Here is an 18127-nt window from a genome sequence, read left to right as displayed (position 1 = left end):
ACATTGCAGCATGCGCAACGACCTTTGCGCATGCTGCTTCTCGCGGGCACGATGAGGTCATGACCTCACCGCAGCCCTCCTCCTCCCCTGCCTCGGTCCTGGATCTGGCGCCCGTCGTGCCCGTCGTGGTCGTCGACGACGCCGCCGACGCCGTACCGCTCGCCCGGGCGCTCGTCGCCGGCGGGCTGCCCGCGATCGAGGTGACGCTACGGACGCCGGCCGCGGTCGACGCGATCCGGGCCATCGCCCGCGAGGTGCCGGACGCGGTGGTCGGTGCGGGGACCCTGATCACCCCGGACCAGGTCACCGAGGTCATGACGGCCGGGGCGCGGTTCCTCGTCAGCCCGGGCTGGACGGAGGCGCTGCTGGAGGCGATGCGGGCGTCCGGGGTGCCGTTCCTGCCGGGGGTGTCGACCACGTCGGAGGTGGTGGCGCTGCTGGAGCGCGGGGTGCGCGAGATGAAGTTCTTCCCGGCCGAGGCCGCGGGCGGCACCGCCTACCTCAAGGCGCTCGCCGCCCCGCTGCCGCAGGCCCGCTTCTGCCCGACCGGCGGCATCGGCCCGGCCTCCGCTCCGGAGTACCTGGCGCTGCCCAACGTCGGCTGCGTCGGCGGCAGCTGGATGCTGCCGAAGGACGCCGTCGCCGGCCGCGACTGGGGGCGCGTGGAGGCGCTGGCCCGTGAGGCGGCCGCGCTCAGCGCAGGTGCGACGTGTCGTTGAACAGGCGGACGCTGGCGCCGCCGTCCGCGTAGTAGGCCACCGCCGACAGCGAGGCCGCCGACAGCTCCATGCGGAACAGCGACTCGGGCGGGGCGCCCAGGGCGAGCTGTACGAACGTCTTGATCGGCGTGACGTGGGAGACCAGCAGGACCGTGCGGCCCGCGTACGCCGCGACCAGCTTGTCGCGGGTGGCGGCGATGCGGGCGCCGGTCGCCGCGAAGCTCTCGCCGCCGCCGGTCGGCTCGGCGTCGGGTGAGCCCAGCCAGGCGTTCAGGTCGTCCGGGTAGCGCTCGCGCACCTCGCCGAAGGTGAGCCCCTCCCAGGCGCCGAAGTCGGTCTCGCGCAGGCCCTCGTCGACCGTCACCTCCAGGCCGAGGCGGGCCGCGACGACGGCGGCGGTCTCGCGGGTCCGGGCCAGGGGCGAGGACACGATCGCCTGGACGGTCCCGCGCCGGGCGAGGCTCGCGGCGACCTTCTCGGCCTGCTCGCGTCCCACGTCCGACAGCGCGGGGTCGCTGCCGCCACTCCCGGAGAACCGCTTCTGCGGGGTCAGCGGCGTCTCGCCGTGCCGGAGCAGGACGAAGGTGGCGGGCGCCCCCAGGTCCGGCGGCCCCCATCCGGGCGTCGCGACGGCCTTGGCGGCGCGTACGTCGGCGCCGGCGCGGGCGGCCGGGGTGGTGGCGGGGCCGGGCCCGGCAGCCTGCCCGTCGACACCGGTGCCCTCACCGACCGCCTCGACACCACCGACGGACGCGGCGGCCTCGCCGGCCGGCTTCGCAGCCCGGGCTCCCGTCTGCCCAGCACCGACGTCCGGCACGGCCGCCCCGGGCCCCGGCACTGCGGCCTCGGCCTCCCGCTCCGCGGCACCGGCGCCCCTTCCGGCCCCTCCGGCACCACCGACGGACGCGGCAGGCGCACCCTTCGGCTTCACGCCCGCGGCATACGGCGCCGCGGCACCGGTGGCAGGCTCGGCGCCCTCGGCATACGGCTCGGCGGCACCGGCGCCCCGGCCGGCCGCCCGGGCACCACCGACGGCCTCGGCAACCCGCCCCTTCGGCTTCACGCCCCCGGCATCCGGCTCGGCGGCAGCGGTGGCCGGGGTCGTCGGTGCGGTGTCGCCGGACCGCCTCGTGCCGACGCCGCCCGCGGAGCGTGACGCCGCGTCCAGTTCGGCCGTGGACAGCGACGGCGACCACTGCTCGCCGCGGCTTCCCGCGTCCATCGCCTCGTTGGCCAGGCGGTCGGCGTGCTTGTTGTCGGCGCGCGGGATCCACTCGTACGTCACCCGCCCCGGCGGGAAGACACGCCCCGCCTCGGCCGCCAGCGGCTTCATGGCGGGGTGCTTGATCTTCCAGCGGCCCGACATCTGCTCGACGACGAGCTTGGAGTCCATCCGGACGCGGACCGTCGCCGACGGATCCAGTGTGTGCGCGGCGCGCAGACCGGCCAGCAGGCCCCGGTACTCGGCCACGTTGTTCGTGACGACGCCCAGGTACTCGGCGGTCTCGACGAGGGTCTGACCCGTCGCCGCGTCCAGTACCACCGCTCCGTAGCCCGCGGGTCCCGGGTTGCCCCGCGACCCGCCGTCGGCCTCGACGACGAACTCCCGCACCGCAGGGACCCCCTACAGCCCGGAGTCGGAGGTGCGCACCAGGATGCGGCGGCAGTTCTCGCACCGCACGACCGTGTCGGGCGCCGCCGCGCGGATCTCGCTCAGCTCGGTGATCGCCAGCTCCTGGCGGCACCCCTGACAGGTCCGCTGGTACAGCTTGGCCGCGCCGATGCCGCCCTGCTGCTCACGCAGCTTGTCGTAGAGCTTCAGCAGGTCGGCGGGCACCGAGGCCGCGATCACCTCGCGCTCCTTGGTGACCGACGCCGCCTCGCCGTCGATCTCCTCGAAGGCCGCGTCCCGGCGGCCGGTGGCGTCGTCGATCTTCGCCTGTACGGAGGCGACCCGCTCGGTCAGCTCGCCGGCCCGCTCCTGCGCGGACTCGCGGCGCTCCATCACCTCCAGGACGACGTCCTCCAGGTCGCCCTGCCGCTTGGCGAGGGAGGCGATCTCGCGCTGGAGGTTCTCCAGGTCCTTCGGGGAGGTGACGGCGCCCGAGTCCAGGCGCTGCTGGTCGCGGGCGGCGCGCTGGCGCACCTGGTCCACGTCCTGCTCGGCCTTGGTCTGCTCGCGGGCGCAGTCGCTCTCCTCGGTCTGCGCGGCCACGAGGAGGTCGCGCAGCTGGGTGAGGTCCTTGGTCAGCGACTCGATCTCGGCGTGCTCGGGCAGGGACTTCCGCTTGTGCGCGAGCTGCTGGAGGCGGACGTCGAGGGCCTGGACGTCGAGGAGTCGGATCTGGTCGGCGGGCGCGGCGTTCAGTTGGGGGCTCCTGCAGTCGAATCGGGGGACGCCGCGTGGGCGGTCCAGGGGTCGGTGACCGTCTTCGAGACGTGGACCCTGAGGTCCCATCCGTTCCGGTCGGAGATCTCGTCGAGCTGGGCTGCGGCCAGCTCGCACCAGGGCCACTCGGTGGCCCAGTGCGCCGCGTCGAACAGCGCGAGGGGGCTGTGGGCCAGGGCCTCGGAGGCCGGGTGGTGGCGGAGGTCGGCGGTGAGGAAGGCGTCGACGCCGGCCGCCCGCACCTCGTCGAAGAGGCCGTCGCCGGAGCCGCCGCTGACGGCGACCGTGCGCAGGGTCGCCTCCGGGTCGCCGGCCACACGGATGCCCTGCGCGGTGGCGGGCAGCCGCTCGGCGGCGCGGGCGGCGAACTCGCGGACGGTCAGCGGGTGGTCCAGTTCGCACACGCGGCCCAGGCCCCGGCAGCCGTCGGGGTCGTCCGGGTCCGGTACCAGGGGCCGTACGACACGGAGGTCGAGCGCGCCGGCCAGCGCGTCGCTGACGCCGGGGTCGGCGGTGTCGGCGTTGGTGTGGGCGACGTGCAGCGCGATGTCGTTCTTGATGAGCGTGTGCACCACGCGGCCCTTGAAGGTGGAGGCCGCGACCGTGGTCGTCCCCCGCAGGTAGAGCGGGTGGTGGGTGACGAGCAGGTCTGCGCCGAGCTTCACCGCCTCGTCGACGATCTCCTGCACGGGGTCGACGGCGAACAGGACCCGGGAGACCTCCTGGTCGGGGTCGCCCACGACGGTCCCGACCGCGTCCCAGGACTCGGCCCGCTCGGCGGGCCACAGGTTCTCCAGCGCGGCGATGACTTCTGACAGACGGGGCACGCATGCAAGGCTACCTGCCTGTTCTGTGCCGTTGTACCGCCTCGGCCGTCCGGCCCCGTGCAGCACAGCCCTCTCCGCTCCCTCAGGCGAATCGTTCCTGTGCCACTCATACGTGTGATGGGGACGGGCGCCGGTCCCCCGCCTGTGCGTACGAAAACTAGCTTCGTCGCCGGAGGTGACCGAACGATGACGGCCTGTGCCATCGAGCCTTCGGCGGACCACGAGAACGACGGGACCCCGCGGGCGGGCTGCACCATCGCCGCGGAGGGCGCCTACGCCGCGCGCCTCGCCCGCAGCGGCGACTCCCGGTACCCCGAGCGCTGGACGCTCGACGGCCCCGAGCCGTACGCGGTACCGCTGCCCGGCAACCAGCCGGAGGAACCCGGCACCGAGGTGCAGCCGATGGGCGACGGACGGGTCCTCGTCCACCGGATCGCCGCCGGACGCCACCTCTTCTCCCTCCTCTACCCGACCGGGCCCGGCACCGGCGAGCTGCCGCTCGGCGCGGTCGAGTGCCAGGACGAGGGCACCCGGCTGCGGCTGCTGCCGCCGGCCCCGGGCGGCGAGTGCGCGTACGCCCTCGCCGTAGGCCCGCGTTCGACGGACCTGTGGCAGGTGGCGGGCGGCGCCTTCGGACCCGAGCACCTCGCCGAGATCCCCGGCCGCTGCTCGGGCGGGGCGTGGCTGGACCGCATGGGACGGATGCTGGCCGTGGACCGGGAGACCGACGGGCGCACCAAGGCGATCGTCGTGGACCTGGAGCGGGACGGCGAGGTGTCGCCGCTGCTGCAGATCGCCGCCGACAGCGACGACCGGGTGCTGCTGGCCGACCCGGACAGCGGACTGCTGCTGATCCGCTCGGACGCCCCGTCGCCGGGCCGGGACCGGCTGGGCTGGGGCGTACTGGGCAGCACGCTGCCGGTGCGCTTCCCGGAGTGCCTGCGCCTGCCGGAGTGCGCCGTGACGCCGTTCGCGATCCAGCCCGGCCAGGTGCTCACGCCGGAACGCTGTGCGGTGGCACTGCGCGTCGACGGCGCCTTCGACAGCTGGGTCGGGGTGTGGCGGCCCGTCGAACGGCAGGTGCACCATTTCCCCGCCCCCTACGGCTGGTTGACGGGCACCGGACTGTGGACGGCGGACGGCGAGCTCCGTCTGCCGTACGCGACCCCTCAGTCGCCGTGCGGCCTGGCACGGCTGACGGCGCCCCCCGTGAACGAGGAGAGGACCGGACTCCCGGCACGGGAGGCTCCGGACGAACCGGCACTACCGGATCTTCCGGATCAACCGGACGACCCTCCGTCGCCCGCCGCCCCACGCCCGGTGCCGTTGCAACAGGCGCCATTGGCACGGCTTGTAACGAACTAGTGCCGGTTGGCGTGGCCGCCTGGATTCGGCCCGAGGTGTGCCGGTTACACTCGCCCGGCTGTAGGAAAGATCATGTTTGACGGGGTGAATTCCTTCCGATGAGCGACGCCAGCACGACCCAGCCGATGCAGGCCGACGGTGCCGACGTTCAGGAGACCGCCACCGGCCACGGCCGGCACCGCGGCCCGGTCTCCACACAGGACGGCGCGACCGCACCGAGCGGCCGCCACCGCAAGCCGGCCGAGGAGGCCGGAACGGCGGCCTGACGGTACGTCAGGCCAAGCAGCGAGCGGCTCCGGCCCCGCTCGTCCCATCCGACGGGCGGGGCCGTTGTCGTACGCACATGACGTTTCACGCGTACCGGACGACGGTGTCGGCGAGCACAGCGGCGTCCTGCCTCGCCCACTCTCGGCTCCGCTCGCGCGGGGGGACCCCCGTGACGACGCTCACGGCCACCCGCACGGTGCCCGCCTCCGGCCGCCACATGCGCACGCGCAGGGTCTCCCCCGGGTACACGACCCCGGCGAAACGCGTGCGGTAGTCGCGCACCCGGGTCACGTCACCGTCGAGGAGCGTGTCGACGACCGCCTTGAGGGTGGCGCCGTAGGTGCACAGCCCGTGCAGGACGGGCCGGTCGAACCCGGCGCGGGCCGCGAACGCGGGATCGGCGTGCAGCGGGTTCCAGTCGCCGCAGAGCCGGTACAGCAGCGCCTGGTCCTCGCGGACGACCCGCTCGACGACCGCGTCGGGCTCCCCCTGCGCGGCGGCGGCCCGGACGGACGGCCCACGCTCCCCGCCCCAGCCGCCCTCCCCCCGCACGTAGATCTCGGCGTCGTCGGTCCACAGCGGACCCTCGGCGTCGGCGACCTCGGTGCGCAGGACGAGGACGGCCGCCTTGCCCTTGTCGTACACGGCGGTGACCCGCGAGGCCGCGGTCGCCCGGCCCGTCACCGGGACGGGCCGGTGCACGCGCAGCCGCTGCCCGCCGTGCAGGACCCGGGCCAGGTCCACGTCGACGCCGGGCGTGGACAGACCGCCGGTCACCCCCGGGGCGCCCCCGCCCGCGACGGTGGCGAAGCTCGGCAGGACGTGCAGCCGGGACTCCAGGGTGTAGCGCAGTTCGCGGGGATCGGTCGCGGGGACGCCGGCGCCGATGCCGAGGTGGTAGAGCAGGACGTCCTTGTGGTCCCACGCGATCTCGCGGGTGCGTGGTGCGGCGGCGAGCGCTGCGGCTGCGTCGATGGGCACGGGTTCTCCTGATCACCGGGATCACGACGGCTCCGACCCTACGAGTGCCGGGTGCTCCGGCGGTTGCCGGTCCGGCGTTTGCCTCGCCGCCCGGCAGGGGTGTGGGCCGGGGTGGGTCGCGCAGCCCGGCGCTCACGGGTTGCCGCCCGCGCCCACCCGTGCCGCCCCGGGCGGCACGACTGCCCGCGGCTGGGCGACCCCGGCAACCCGCGGGTGAGCGAGCCCGACAACCCGCGGTGGCGCGGAGCCGCAGTCGCGTACGGCGAGAAGGGGACGTGTCGGGGGGTGTCCGCCCGCAGTGGTTGGCGCGTCGACGCGGGTCAGTTGGTGACCCACCGATTCCGCGCCGTTCCGAGGACGGACACCCCCCGGCGCGGCCCCGACCCACCCACAACCGAAAGCGCTACGCGCACCCCCGACGACCCGCACAGGCCGCCGCAGGCACCCGCAGACACCACCCATCGCACCCGCAGGCACAACCCCCGCACACCCGCAGGCGCAACCCCCGCAGACCCCCCGCGCACCCGCAGGCACAACCCCCGCAGACCCCCCGCGCACCCGCCGGAGGCTACCGCCGCCGCTCCCCCGCCGGCAGCCACACCCGCATCAGCACCGCCCCCACGACCAGCACCACCGCCGCCGTACGGAACACCAGCGCATACCCCTCCGTCAGTGCCACCGGCCCCACGTCCCCCTCCCCGGACCGCGCCGCCGCGATCGTCGACATCACGGCGAGCCCCAGCGAACCCCCCATCGTCCGCGAGGTGTTGACCAGCCCGGAGACCAGCCCCGCGTCCCCCGCCGCCGCCCCGGAGGTGGCCAGCGCCGCCAGCGGCGTCGCCGCCAGCCCCGCGCCCAGCATCATCAGCACGCCCGGAACCATGATCGCGACGACATACCCCCCGTCCGCGGTCATCGTCGACTGCCAGCCGAACCCCACGGCCGCCACGGCCGTCCCCAGCACGGCCACGCTCCGCGCCCCGATCACCGGCATGAACCGCGGCGCCAGCTTCGACCCCAGCACCACGGCCAGCGAACTGGGCACCAGCGCGAGCCCGGCCTCCAGCGGCGAGTAACCCAGCACGTTCTGCGCGTACAGCGTCATGAAGAACCACATCGAGAACATCGCGGACCCGCACACGAGCATCGCCACGTTCGCGGAGGCCACCGACCGCAGCCGCAGCAGCCCGAGCGGCATCAGCGGCGCCGCCGTCCGTGCCTCGACGAGGAGGAACAGCCCGATCAGCAGCACCCCCGCCCCCAGCGGCCCCAGCGCGGCCGCCGCCGCCCACCCCTCGGACTCGGTCTGCGAGATGCCGTACGCCAGCGTGGCGAGGCCGGCCGTCACCAGCACCGCCCCCGGCAGGTCCAGCCGCCGCCGTTCCCCCGCCCGGCTCTCGGTCAGCCACAGCACCGAACCGAGCAGCACCACCGCACCCACCGGCACGTTGATCAGCAGCACCCAGCGCCAGGACAGCCCGTCCACCAGCACGCCGCCGACGAGGCCACCCGCGGCCCCGCCGCCCGCGCCCACGGCGGTCCAGGTCGCGATGGCCCGCGCCCGCGCCGCCCCCTCCGGCACCGCCGCGGTCAGGATCGTCAGCGTCGAGGGCGCCAGTACCGCCGCGCCCAGCCCCTGCGCGGCCCGCGCGACCAGCAACTGCCACCCCTCCTGGGCGAATCCGCCGCCCAGCGAGGCCAGCGTGAACACCCCGAGCCCGACCAGGAACATCCGCTTGCGCCCGTACAGGTCCCCGGCCCGCCCGCCGAGCAGCATGAAGCCGGCGAAGGCGATGGCGTAGGCGTTGACCACCCACTGCAGCCCCTGCGCGTTCAGCCCGAGGTCGGTCCGCATCGACGGCAGGGCGACGTTGACGACGGACACGTCGAGCACGACCAGGAACTGTCCGGCGCACGCGAGCGCCACGACCAGCCAGGTGGGTGGCGTACGGCGCGGTGATATGTGCGTGGAGTCGGCGGTGCGGGCGGATTCGAGCATGGGCGTCATGCTCTCAACCCGGCTGCGCCCCTTGCATCGGGATTTCGTCCCCGGCGGCCTGCGTCGCAGGGCCTAGGACCGCCCCAAGAGCAGGTCAAGAATTCATTAGGGACTCGAAGCAACGGAATAGTTGCCCGGGCAGACGGGGTTCATCCTGCACACACTTGGCACGTACGCGTACGCACTCGCTCACTCCCCGGCCTGGAGGCCCCACGCAATGACCCACACGACGACCGACGAGCCCAGCCGGAGTGCGAGCGGGGCCACCGTCCCGGTACTCGCCTTCGCGGGCATCGTCGTCGCGGTGATGCAGACCCTGCTCGTCCCGGTCATCAAGGACCTGCCCCAGCTCCTGGACACCTCGCCCAGCAACGCCACCTGGGTCCTGACCTCGACACTGCTCTCGGGAGCCGTGGCCACGCCGATCATGGGCCGCCTCGGCGACCTCTACGGCAAGCGGCGCATGCTGGTCCTCAGCCTGGCCGTGATGGTGGTCGGCGCGCTGGTGAGCGCCTTCACCGACGCCCTGCTCCCCATGATCGCCGGCCGTACGCTCCAGGGCTTCGCGATGGGCGCGATACCCCTCGGCATCGGCCTGATGCGGGACATGCTGCCCCGCGAACGGCTCGGCTCGGCGATGGCTCTGATGAGCTCCTCGATCGGCGTCGGCGGCGGCCTCGCGCTGCCCGCCGCCGCACTGGTCGCCCAGCACGCCGACTGGCACGCCCTGTTCTACGGCGCCGCCGGCCTCGGCGTCGCGGCGATCGCCCTGACCTTCCTCGTCGTGCCCGAGTCACCGCTGCGCGCGAAGGGCTCCTTCGACCTGCCGGGCGCCCTCGGCCTCTCCGCCGGCCTGGTCCTCCTCCTGCTCCCGATCACCAAGGGCAGCGACTGGGGCTGGTCCTCGGCCACCACGCTCGGCCTGTTCGCCGCCGCCGTCGTGGTGCTCGTGCTGTGGGGCCTGATGGAGTTGCGCCTGAAGGCCCCGCTGGTCGACCTGCGCACCACGGCCCGCCGCGAGGTCCTCCTCACCAACCTCGCCTCCATCATGGTCGGCGTCTCCTTCTACGTCGTCTCCCTCGTCCTGCCCCAGCTCCTCCAGCTGCCCTCCGCCACCGGCTACGGCCTCGGCCAGTCGATGGTGGTCGCCGGTCTGTGCGTGGCCCCGCTGGGCCTGACGATGATGTTCACGGCCCCCGTGTACGCCCGCCTGTCGGCCCGCTACGGCCCCCGCACCACGCTGATCATCGGTCTGCTGGTCATCGCGATCGGCTACGCCGGCGGCCTCGGCCTGATGGACGCCGCCTGGCAGACCGTCATCACCTCGGTGATGCTCGGCGCCGGCATCGGCCTCGCCTACTCCTCCCTGCCCGCGCTGATCGTCGGTGCGGTGCCGGCCTCGGAGACCGGCGCGGCCAACGGCCTCAACACGCTCATGCGGTCCATCGGCACGTCGGTGTCGAGCGCCGTCATCGGCATGGTGCTGGCCAACACGGCGAACGACGTCGGCGGGGTGGCCGTCCCCACCATGCACGGCTTCCGCGTCTCCTTCCTGATCGCGACCGCCGCGGTCGCCGTCGGCCTGGTCATGGCGTTCTTCCTGCCGCGCCGGCGCCCGGCGGCCACCACGCAGCTGCGCGCCAGCAGCGAGGAGGACGCGAACCTGGCCCGCGCCGAGGAGGTGCTGCGCGGCTTCCAGGGCCGGGTGCTGGCCGCCGACGGCGCCCCCGTGGCCCGCGCCAAGGTCACCCTGATCGACCGCCACGGCCGCCAGGCGGGCGCGACCCTCTCCGCCGAGGACGGCTCCTACGCCCTCGCCGTCCCTTCCGAGGGCCCGTACGTCCTGGCCGCCCGCGCCCCGGGCCACGGCCCGCTCGCCCACGCGGCGACGCACGAGGGCGACGACCGCCCGGTCGACCTGGACCTCTCCCTGCCGGGCGAGACGGTCCCGGCCTGACCCGCACCGCCTGCCGACCCGCACCCCCTGTCGCACAGCGCGGCAGGGGGTGCGGCAGCATGGGGCGTCCGCACAACCTGCGCGCACCCGCGTGCCCCGTGCACCCCGCACGCCCCGACCGAGAGGACCCCCATGCCCGCGGCACCCACGCCGGACGTCCTGGCCGCCTTCGAGGCCGCCAAGGGGTTCATGCCCACGCACGAGGGTCTGGCCCTGTACGCGGCGGCGGTTGAGGCGGGCGGGCTCGGGCTGCCGCTCCTGGAGGTCGGCACCTACTGCGGACGCTCCACGCTCCTGCTCGCCGACGCGGCCCGCCGGGCCGGCGTCACCGCGCTCACCGTCGACCACCACCGGGGCAGCGAGGAGCAGCAGCCGGGCTGGGACTACCACGACCCGGAGACGGTCGACCCCGAGCTCGGCGTGATGGACACCCTCCCCGCCTTCCGCCGCACCCTGCACCGGGCCGGGCTGGAGGAGCACGTGGTGGCGCTGGTCGGCCGCTCGCCCCAGGTCGCGGCGCTCTGGAACGCCCCCCTCGCCCTGGTCTTCGTCGACGGCGGCCACACCGACGAGCACGCGAGTGCCGACTACGAGGGCTGGGCCCCGCACGTGGCCGTCGGCGGCCTGCTGGTCATCCACGACGTCTTCCCGGACCCGGCGGACGAGTTCACGGGCCAGGCCCCGTACCGCGTCTACCTCCGGGCCCTCGCGTCCGGGGCGTTCACGGAGGTCTCGGTGACCGACTCGCTGCGCGTCCTGCGGCGAACGGGAGCGGGGATCCGGGGGCGCGGTTAGAGTCGCAGACGTGTCGTACACAGGCCCGGAGTTCGATCGACCCCAGCCCCGCCGCTCCCCGTTGCGCCGCCCGCTGACCGTGGCGCTGGCCGCGCTGGTGCCCGGGGCGCTGCTCGGGTGGGGGGTGTACGCGGCGGTCGGCGGCTCGGGCGACGAGGGCGGCGGTCCGGATCGCGCGGGCGGCGTGAGCGCATCGCGGGTGCCGTCCTCCGGCGCTCCCGCCCACTCCGACGACGACGCCAAGAAGCCTACGGGCGCGTCCCCTTCGCCCTCGGCCGGGAAGCCCTCCGCGTCCCCGTCGAAGTCCCCGTCCCCGTCGGGTGCCGCCGGCTCCGGCCCCCTCAAGGGCAAGGTCGTCGTCATCGACCCGGGCCACAACCCGAACAACTTCCAGCACGCCTCCGAGATCAACCGCAAGGTGAACATCGGGACGAACTGGAAGGAGTGCGACACCACGGGTACGGCCACCAACGCGGGCTGGCCCGAGGCGAAGTTCACGCTCGACGTGGCCCACCGGCTGCGCACGCTCCTGGAACGGCAGGGCGCCACCGTGAAGCTGACGCAGGACGGCGACCGGTCCTACGGTCCCTGCGTGGACGAGCGGGCCCGGATCGGCAACGAGGCACGTGCGGACGCCGCCGTCTCGATCCACGCCGACGGCTCGGGGACCGGCAACCGCGGCTTCCACGTCATCCTGCCGGGCTCGGTGCACGCCGGCTCCGCCGACACCCGCGCCATCGTCGCCCCCTCCGCCGACCTCGGCGAGCGCATCGCGGGCAACTTCGTCCGGGTGACCGGCAGCGCACCCTCCAACTACGTGGGCGGCGGCACCGGTCTCGTCACGCGCGAGGACCTGGGCGGTCTCAATCTGTCAACGGTTCCCAAGGTGTTCATCGAGTGCGGGAACATGCGCGATAGCAAGGACGCGGCGCTGCTGACCAGTGGCGCCTGGCGGCAGAAGGCGGCGCAAGGGATCTCTGAGGGAATCGTGAGTTTCCTGCGCGGGTAGCGATCAGCGTACGGATCCGGGCGGACAGCCTGATCGTACGGACGGTAGTGTCGTCCCTACGATGAGGGGCCACCCCCGCGCTTCACACCGGGGCCTGACGGCGACATGGTGACAGCGACGCCTCTACCGACGACGAGACGACCTACGAAGGACCTGAAGTGAATATCCGCTCCCTCACTCGAGGCGACGGCGTGGTGATCGGAGCAGCGGTGTTGCTGTTCATCGCGTCGTTCCTCGACATCTACTCGATCGACGGTGCCTCGGACAGCGCCGACATCCCCAGCCTGTGGGGCAGCGGGCCGGTCGTGCTCGGTGTCGTGCTGGCGGGCATCATCGGCGCCGCGCTCGTCGTCGTGGCGCGGGGGCTGCCGCAGCCGCGCAAGGTCGCCGGTCTCGACCTCGGCCAGTTCGGTGTCACCTTCACGGTCTTCGCCGCGTGGTGCGCGCTGGGCAACGTCTTCGACCCGGCGGGCGCGTTCGACAACGACGGGGGCTTCTCCGACGGTCTCGGTGCGGGAACGGGCCTGATCCTCGCCCTCGTCGCCACGCTGATCATGGCCGCCGCCGCGGTCGCCACCCCCCTGGTCCCGGCCCTCAAGGGCGCCCTCCTCCCGGCCCCCCGCCCGGCCGCGCCGCAGCCCTACGGCGCCCAGCCGCAGGGTGGTTACGGCTACCCGGGCGCACAGCAGCCGTCGTACGGCGGGCAGCCCGGTCAGCCGGGTCAGCCCGGCCAGCCTTACGGGGGCCAGCCGCAGCAGGCCCAGCAGCCCCAGCCGCAGGCGCAGCCGGCCGGGGACTTCTCGCCGTTCTGGTTCGCCGTGCCGGTGCCGCGTCCGCTGTTCGGGGAGGACGGTTCTCCCACGCCGATCGCCGAACTGGCGCCGGGCACCTGGTACCTGGCGGTCGAGCAGCGCGGTTCCGCCCTGGTCGCGCAGACGCAGGACGGCCGCCGCGGTGTGCTGCAGGACACCTCCGGCATCCAGCGCGGCTGACCGCCCCTCGTCTCCCGACGGCCCCCCGCCCGCCGGACCTCACGGTCCTTCGGGCAGGGGGCCGTCGTAGGTTTCAAGCAGGCGTCCGGGGCCAGACGGTAAGCATGTCCCCTCGATATCGCACTGGTTCCAACTCCGCCGGGACGGCCGTCGCGGTGATCGCGGACATCATGGCCGTCATCCTCGGACTGTGGATTCTGATGTACCTGCTGGACGCCAACCGGGCCAACGACCTGGTGCAGTTCGTCCACGACGCGGCCAACTGGCTGGCCGGCTGGTCACGCGACCTGTTCACCTTCGACGAGGACTGGGCCCGGGTCGTGGCCGGCTACGGACTGGCCGCGGTGGTCTACCTGTTCGTCGGCCACGCGATCGCCAACCGGCTCCACCGGCACTGAGCGGCGCGGCGAGCGGCGCTCAGACGCAGCAGTCCGGGTCGAGTCCCCTCGGCAGGCGGTCGCCGCCGAACACCTGGCAGGTCGCCTCGTGGCCGCCGAGCGCGGCGACGGCGAGGAGCAGGGAGCCGGCGGTCCAGCTGGTCAGCTCGCGCGGCCAGATCGCGTCGTCTTCGAAGACGTAACCCGTCCAGTACAGGCCGCTGTCGGCGTCCCGCAGGTGCTGGATCGACTGCAGGACGTCCAGGGCCCGGTCGGACTCGCCCACCGCCCAGAGCGCGAGCGCGAGTTCGGCCGACTCGCCGCCGGTGACCCACGGGTTGGGCACGACGCACCGCACGCCGAGGCCGGGGACGACGAAGCGGTCCCAGCTCTCCTCGATGCGGGACCTGGCCTCCGTGCCGGTCAGCGCGCCGCCCAGCACCGGGTAGTACCAGTCCATCGAGTAGCGGCCCTTGTCGAGGAACCGCTCCGGGTGGCGCCGGATGGCGTGCCGCAGCGCGCCGGCCGCCAACTCCCAGTCCGGCTGGGGTTCCTCACGCTGTTCGGCGATGGCGAGGGCGCAGCGCAGCGCGTGGTGCACGGAGGAGCTGCCGGTCAGCAGCGCGTCCGTGGTGTCGGTGCCGTCGTCGTCACGCCGCCAGCCGATCTGCCCGCCGGGCTGCTGCAGGCGCAGCACGAACTCGATCGCCCCGACGACGACCGGCCACATCCGGTCGAGGAACGTGTCGTCGCCGGTGGCGAGGTAGTGGTGCCAGACGCCGACGGCCACGTAGGCGACGAAGTTGGTCTCCCGGCCGCGGTCGGTGACCTCGTCGGCGTTCCCGTCGGCGTAGGCCGCGTACCAGGAGCCGTCCGGGTTCTGGTGCCGGGCCAGCCACGTGTAGGCCCGCTCGGCGGCCTCGTGCTCACCGGCCGCGTCGAGGGCCATCGCGGCCTCGACGTGGTCCCAGGGGTCGAGGTGGTGCCCCCGGAACCAGGGGATGGCGCCGTCCTCCCGCTGCACTGCGAGGATGCCGCGGACGGTCGCGGCGGCCTGCCCGGCGGTCAGTACTCCGGGCAGGACGAGGTGTTCCGTGCGGGGAGTGGTCACGCGGCGTCCACCGGCGGGAGGTGGGGCTTGGTCGCGTACGCCACGAAGCTCTTGCCGATCAGCGGGTTGAGCGCCTGCTCGGCGACCCGGGTGGCCAGCGGCTTCTTCATGATGTCCCAGACCAGCAGCTTGTGGTACGCCCGCACCGGCAGCGCCTTGTCGTTGTCGACGCCGAAGGCGCACTTCAGCCACCAGTAGGGCGAGTGCAGGGCGTGCGCGTGGTGGGTGCCGTACGGCTTGAGGCCCGCCTCGCGGATCTTGGCGAGCAGTTCGTCGGCCTTGTAGATGCGGATGTGTCCGCCCTCGACCTCGTGGTAGGCGTCGGACAGCGCCCAGCAGACCTTCTCGGGGCCGTAGCGCGGCACGGTGATCGCGATGCGCCCGCCGGGCCTGAGGACGCGGACCATCTCGGCGAGCACGCCCTTGTCGTCGGGGATGTGCTCCATCACCTCGGAGATGATGACGACGTCGAAGGACTCGTCCGGGAAGGGCAGGGCCAGCGCGTCGCCCTCCATCGCCGTGGCGGTGGCGCCGGCCGGTGCCTCGCCGGCCTCCTTCATCGCCGCGAACCACTTCGCGACCTCGCGGATCTCGTCGCCGTTCTGGTCCAGCGCCACGACCTGCGCGCCGCGCCGGTAGCACTCGAAGGCGTGCCGGCCGGCGCCGCAGCCGAGGTCCAGGACGCGGTCGCCCGGGGCGAGCGGGAACCGGGAGAAGTCGACGGTCAGCACGTGGCCCTGCTTTCGGGGTAGACGCCGGTGTCACTTGTCGGGATCGGGGAGGCGGCCCTCGGGGCGGGGGCGGAGCCGCCGATGGCCTCGCGGTAGCGGGCCACCGTTCCCTCGGCGGCGCGGGCCCAGGTGAACTGCCGCAGCACCCGCTCGCGTCCGGCCGCCCCGAGCCGGGCCCGCAGCTCCGGGTCGCCGAGCAGCCGTCCGAGCCCCGCGGCCAGTGCCCCCGCGTCGCCGGGCGGCACCGCCAGGCAGGTCTCCCCGTCGCGTCCGGCGACCTCCGGGATCGCCCCGCCGGTGGTGGCCAGCAGCGGCGTGCCGGTCGCCATGGCCTCGGCGGCCGGCAGCGAGAACCCCTCGTACAGGGACGGCACGCAGGCGACCTCGGCCGAGCGGACGAGGTCGACCAGTTCGGCGTCCGAGATGCCCTTGACGAACTCGACGGCGCCTTCGAGGCCGTAGCGTTCCATCGCCTGGGCGACGGGCCCCTCGGCGGGGCGCTTGCCGACGACGACGAGGTGGGCGTCGGGGTGCTCGGTGCGCACCTTCGCCAGCGCCTCGACGAGGAAGACCAGGCCCTTGAGCGGCACGTCCGCGCTGGACGTCGTCACGATCCGGCCCGGCACCTGCGGCACCGACGCGTCGGGCGAGAACAGGTCGGTGTCGGCGCCGATGTGCACGACGTGGATGCGGTCCGGCCGTACGCCGAGGTGGTCGACGATCTCCTGCCGGGAGGTACCGGAGACGGTGAGGACGGAGGGCAGGCGGCGCGCGACGCGCTTCTGCATGCGGGTGAACGCGTACCAGCGGCGCACGGAGTACCGCCGCTGCCAGGTCTCGGCGGCGTCCAGCTCCAACTGCCGGTCGACGGTGATGGGGTGGTGGATGGTGGTGACCAGGGGTGCGCCCACGTCGCCCAACAGCCCGTAGCCGAGGGTCTGGTTGTCGTGGACGACGTCGAAGTCGCCGCGGCGGGCACGCAGATGGCGGCGGGCACGCAGCGAGAACGTCAGCGGTTCGGGGAATCCGCCGGTCCACATGGTGGCGACCTCCAGCGCGTCCACCCAGTCGCGGTACTCGTCGCGCTTCGGGGTGCGGAAGGGGTCGGGCTGGCGGTAGAGGTCGAGGCTGGGCAGCTCGGTGAGGGCCGGGCCGCAGCGGGTCCCGTCGACGACGTCGAGGACGGGGTAGGGCTGGGCGCCGATGACCTCGACCCAGTGGCCGAGGCGGGCCAGTTCGCGTGAGAGGTGGCGGACGTAGACGCCCTGGCCGCCGCAGAACGGGTTTCCCTTGTAGGTGAGGAGTGCGATGCGGAGCGGTCGCAAGCCGTCGGCGGCGGGCTCCTGACGGGGTCCCGCCTGACTGGCCTCAGCGGTCACTCTGGGCCCCCTTCTCACTGCGCTGTCCCGCGAGACTACGCCGGGACGATAATCTAGAACAAGTTTCATACTTGATCGTTCAGAGGCTCCGAATCTACCGGCAGGTAGGGGTGCTGTGACGAGTGGATCAGGTGATTCACGCCACGGCGCGGCACCCCACCGGGCCGGGCAAGGGGGAGAAGGTGGCCAAGGTGGACATGCCGGAAGCCGGCTCCGTGCGCCGCGCCGCTTCCCCGCCCCTCACCGAGCGGCAGGAGGCGCGCCGCCGCCGCATCCTGCACACGACCGCCCGGCTGGCCTGCCGGGGCGGTTTCGAGGCCGTGCAGATGCGTGAGGTCGCGGAGTCGTCGCAGGTGGCCCTCGGCACCCTGTACCGCTACTTCCCGTCCAAGGTCCATCTGCTGGTCGCGACGATGCAGGACCAGCTGGAGCACCTGCACGCCACCCTGCGCAAGAGCCCGCCGGCGGGCGAGACGGCGGCGGACCGGGTGGCGCAGACCCTGATGCGGGCCTTCCGTGCACTGCAGCGCGAACCGCGGCTGGCCGAGGCGATGGCACGCGCCCTGACCTTCGCCGACCGCAGCGTCTCACCGGAGGTCGACCAGGTCTCCCGCCAGACCACGGCGATCATCCTGGACGCGATGGGCGGCCTGGAGAACCCCACGCCCGAGCAGCTCTCCGCGGTCCGCGTCATCGAGCACACCTGGCACTCGACCCTGATCACGTGGCTGGCGGGCCGCGCGTCCATCGCCCAGGTGCAGGTCGACATCGAGACGGTGTGCCGGCTGATCGAGCTGACGTCGACCGACGACTGACAGCCCCGGGCCCACGCCCCGCCGACCACGGCCGCGTCGGAGCAGCCGGGGCGACCCCGGAGTGAGGGACCTGCGCCTCTGCGCGGGCGGCGTCCGCGGCCGGGGAGCCGGCCCGTGCGACGCGGCGCGAGTCATCGCCTCCCGGCGCCGACGGCCGCCCCGTGGGCCGCTTCCTACCTCCGGGTAAAGTGGCCGCGTCGTCATCACACCCGATCGGGGGGAAGCCGGTGCAATTCCGGCGCTGACCCGCAACCGTGAGCCGCCCGTCGAGGACTTCCGCGGACGGTGAGCCGGATCGCCCCGGTCGGGACCGTGACCGGCTCACGTGCCCGGCGCCCGCCGGTGCACGGCACCGTCGAGGTATACGGAGCCGAGCCGCCCGGGGGTGCCCGGTGCCGCCCGCCTCCTCGCAGC

17 protein-coding genes and 1 riboswitch are annotated in these 18127 nt (G+C 73.8%); of the genes, 9 read left to right on the top strand and 8 right to left on the bottom strand.

Annotation, left to right across the window (positions count from 1 at the left end):
- The first annotated feature begins 59 nt into the window (after positions 1 to 59).
- Positions 60 to 719 (top strand): bifunctional 4-hydroxy-2-oxoglutarate aldolase/2-dehydro-3-deoxy-phosphogluconate aldolase, encoded by a 660-nt coding sequence (eda, locus tag IE260_RS13870; RefSeq protein WP_189871487.1) that lies wholly within the window; start codon positions 60 to 62, stop codon positions 717 to 719.
- Here the strand turns inward: eda and IE260_RS13865 are convergent.
- The 3 genes from IE260_RS13865 to IE260_RS13855 are packed head-to-tail and all read right to left on the bottom strand — an operon-like array spanning position 694 to position 3935.
- Positions 694 to 2331 (bottom strand): bifunctional RNase H/acid phosphatase, encoded by a 1638-nt coding sequence (locus IE260_RS13865; RefSeq protein ID WP_189871485.1) that lies wholly within the window; start codon positions 2329 to 2331, stop codon positions 694 to 696. The two genes, eda and IE260_RS13865, sit on opposite strands and share 26 nt — an antisense overlap.
- 12 nt (positions 2332 to 2343) lie before the next feature.
- On the bottom strand, positions 2344 to 3087 hold the full coding sequence (locus IE260_RS13860) for a zinc ribbon domain-containing protein (protein WP_189871568.1): 744 nt from the start codon (positions 3085 to 3087) through the stop codon (positions 2344 to 2346).
- The gene (locus IE260_RS13855; RefSeq protein ID WP_189871483.1) at positions 3084 to 3935 is read right to left on the bottom strand and encodes a Nif3-like dinuclear metal center hexameric protein; all 852 of its coding nucleotides are present in this window, start codon (positions 3933 to 3935) and stop codon (positions 3084 to 3086) included. Before IE260_RS13855 ends, IE260_RS13860 begins: the two co-directional genes overlap by 4 nt.
- A 186-nt stretch (positions 3936 to 4121) precedes the next feature.
- Here IE260_RS13855 and IE260_RS13850 point away from each other — a divergent pair, with 186 nt between their 5' ends.
- The gene (locus tag IE260_RS13850) at positions 4122 to 5300 is read left to right on the top strand and encodes a hypothetical protein (protein ID WP_189871481.1); all 1179 of its coding nucleotides are present in this window, start codon (positions 4122 to 4124) and stop codon (positions 5298 to 5300) included.
- A 98-nt stretch (positions 5301 to 5398) separates the two neighbouring features.
- Entirely contained in the window at positions 5399 to 5566 is a 168-nt protein-coding gene (locus IE260_RS13845) for a hypothetical protein (protein WP_189871479.1), read from the top strand.
- A gap of 85 nt (positions 5567 to 5651) precedes the next feature.
- Here the strand turns inward: IE260_RS13845 and IE260_RS13840 are convergent, their stop codons facing one another.
- Positions 5652 to 6548: a MaoC/PaaZ C-terminal domain-containing protein gene (locus IE260_RS13840; RefSeq protein WP_189871477.1), complete on the bottom strand. Its 897-nt coding sequence runs from the start codon at positions 6546 to 6548 to the stop codon at positions 5652 to 5654.
- Positions 6549 to 7116: 568 nt separating this feature from the next.
- The gene (locus IE260_RS13835) at positions 7117 to 8556 is read right to left on the bottom strand and encodes an MFS transporter (protein ID WP_189871475.1); all 1440 of its coding nucleotides are present in this window, start codon (positions 8554 to 8556) and stop codon (positions 7117 to 7119) included.
- A gap of 208 nt (positions 8557 to 8764) precedes the next feature.
- On the opposite strand from IE260_RS13835, the gene IE260_RS13830 reads away from it, so the two are divergent.
- The 5 genes from IE260_RS13830 to IE260_RS13810 all read left to right on the top strand — a co-directional run bounded on the left by IE260_RS13830 (position 8765) and on the right by IE260_RS13810 (position 13698).
- The gene (locus IE260_RS13830) at positions 8765 to 10504 is read left to right on the top strand and encodes an MFS transporter (protein ID WP_189871473.1); all 1740 of its coding nucleotides are present in this window, start codon (positions 8765 to 8767) and stop codon (positions 10502 to 10504) included.
- A 132-nt stretch (positions 10505 to 10636) separates the two neighbouring features.
- The gene (locus IE260_RS13825) at positions 10637 to 11299 is read left to right on the top strand and encodes a class I SAM-dependent methyltransferase (protein WP_189871470.1); all 663 of its coding nucleotides are present in this window, start codon (positions 10637 to 10639) and stop codon (positions 11297 to 11299) included.
- A 10-nt stretch (positions 11300 to 11309) separates the two neighbouring features.
- On the top strand, positions 11310 to 12308 hold the full coding sequence (locus tag IE260_RS13820; RefSeq protein ID WP_189871468.1) for an N-acetylmuramoyl-L-alanine amidase: 999 nt from the start codon (positions 11310 to 11312) through the stop codon (positions 12306 to 12308).
- 158 nt (positions 12309 to 12466) lie between these two features.
- Entirely contained in the window at positions 12467 to 13300 is an 834-nt protein-coding gene (locus tag IE260_RS13815) for a DUF5336 domain-containing protein (protein ID WP_189871466.1), read from the top strand.
- A gap of 104 nt (positions 13301 to 13404) precedes the next feature.
- Positions 13405 to 13698: a hypothetical protein gene (locus IE260_RS13810; protein ID WP_189871463.1), complete on the top strand. Its 294-nt coding sequence runs from the start codon at positions 13405 to 13407 to the stop codon at positions 13696 to 13698.
- A gap of 19 nt (positions 13699 to 13717) precedes the next feature.
- On the opposite strand, the gene IE260_RS13805 is transcribed toward IE260_RS13810, so the two are convergent.
- From IE260_RS13805 to IE260_RS13795, 3 genes are read right to left on the bottom strand one after another with little or no spacing between them, the layout of a single operon-like run.
- On the bottom strand, positions 13718 to 14788 hold the full coding sequence (locus IE260_RS13805; protein ID WP_189871461.1) for a prenyltransferase/squalene oxidase repeat-containing protein: 1071 nt from the start codon (positions 14786 to 14788) through the stop codon (positions 13718 to 13720).
- Complete coding sequence (locus IE260_RS13800; protein ID WP_189871460.1) at positions 14785 to 15519, bottom strand: class I SAM-dependent methyltransferase; 735 nt, start codon at positions 15517 to 15519, stop codon at positions 14785 to 14787. The genes IE260_RS13805 and IE260_RS13800 overlap by 4 nt, the downstream gene beginning before the upstream one ends.
- Positions 15513 to 16898 carry a glycosyltransferase family 4 protein gene (locus IE260_RS13795; protein WP_189871457.1) on the bottom strand — a complete coding sequence of 462 codons (1386 nt, stop codon included), beginning with the start codon at positions 16896 to 16898 and terminating at the stop codon, positions 15513 to 15515. Before IE260_RS13795 ends, IE260_RS13800 begins: the two co-directional genes overlap by 7 nt.
- Positions 16899 to 17095: 197 nt before the next feature.
- Here IE260_RS13795 and IE260_RS13790 point away from each other — a divergent pair, with 197 nt between their 5' ends.
- Positions 17096 to 17713, top strand: a complete 618-nt coding sequence (locus IE260_RS13790; protein ID WP_189871567.1) for a TetR family transcriptional regulator — start codon at positions 17096 to 17098, stop codon at positions 17711 to 17713.
- A gap of 218 nt (positions 17714 to 17931) precedes the next feature.
- Positions 17932 to 18025: riboswitch (cobalamin riboswitch) on the top strand.
- Positions 18026 to 18127: the final 102 nt, after the last annotated feature.

It is taken from the genome of Streptomyces viridiviolaceus (genome assembly GCF_014650995.1).
GTDB classification, from domain to species: domain Bacteria; phylum Actinomycetota; class Actinomycetes; order Streptomycetales; family Streptomycetaceae; genus Streptomyces; species Streptomyces viridiviolaceus.
Note: the sequence above shows the minus strand (reverse complement) of the source record. Positions and strands in the feature narration are given on the sequence as shown.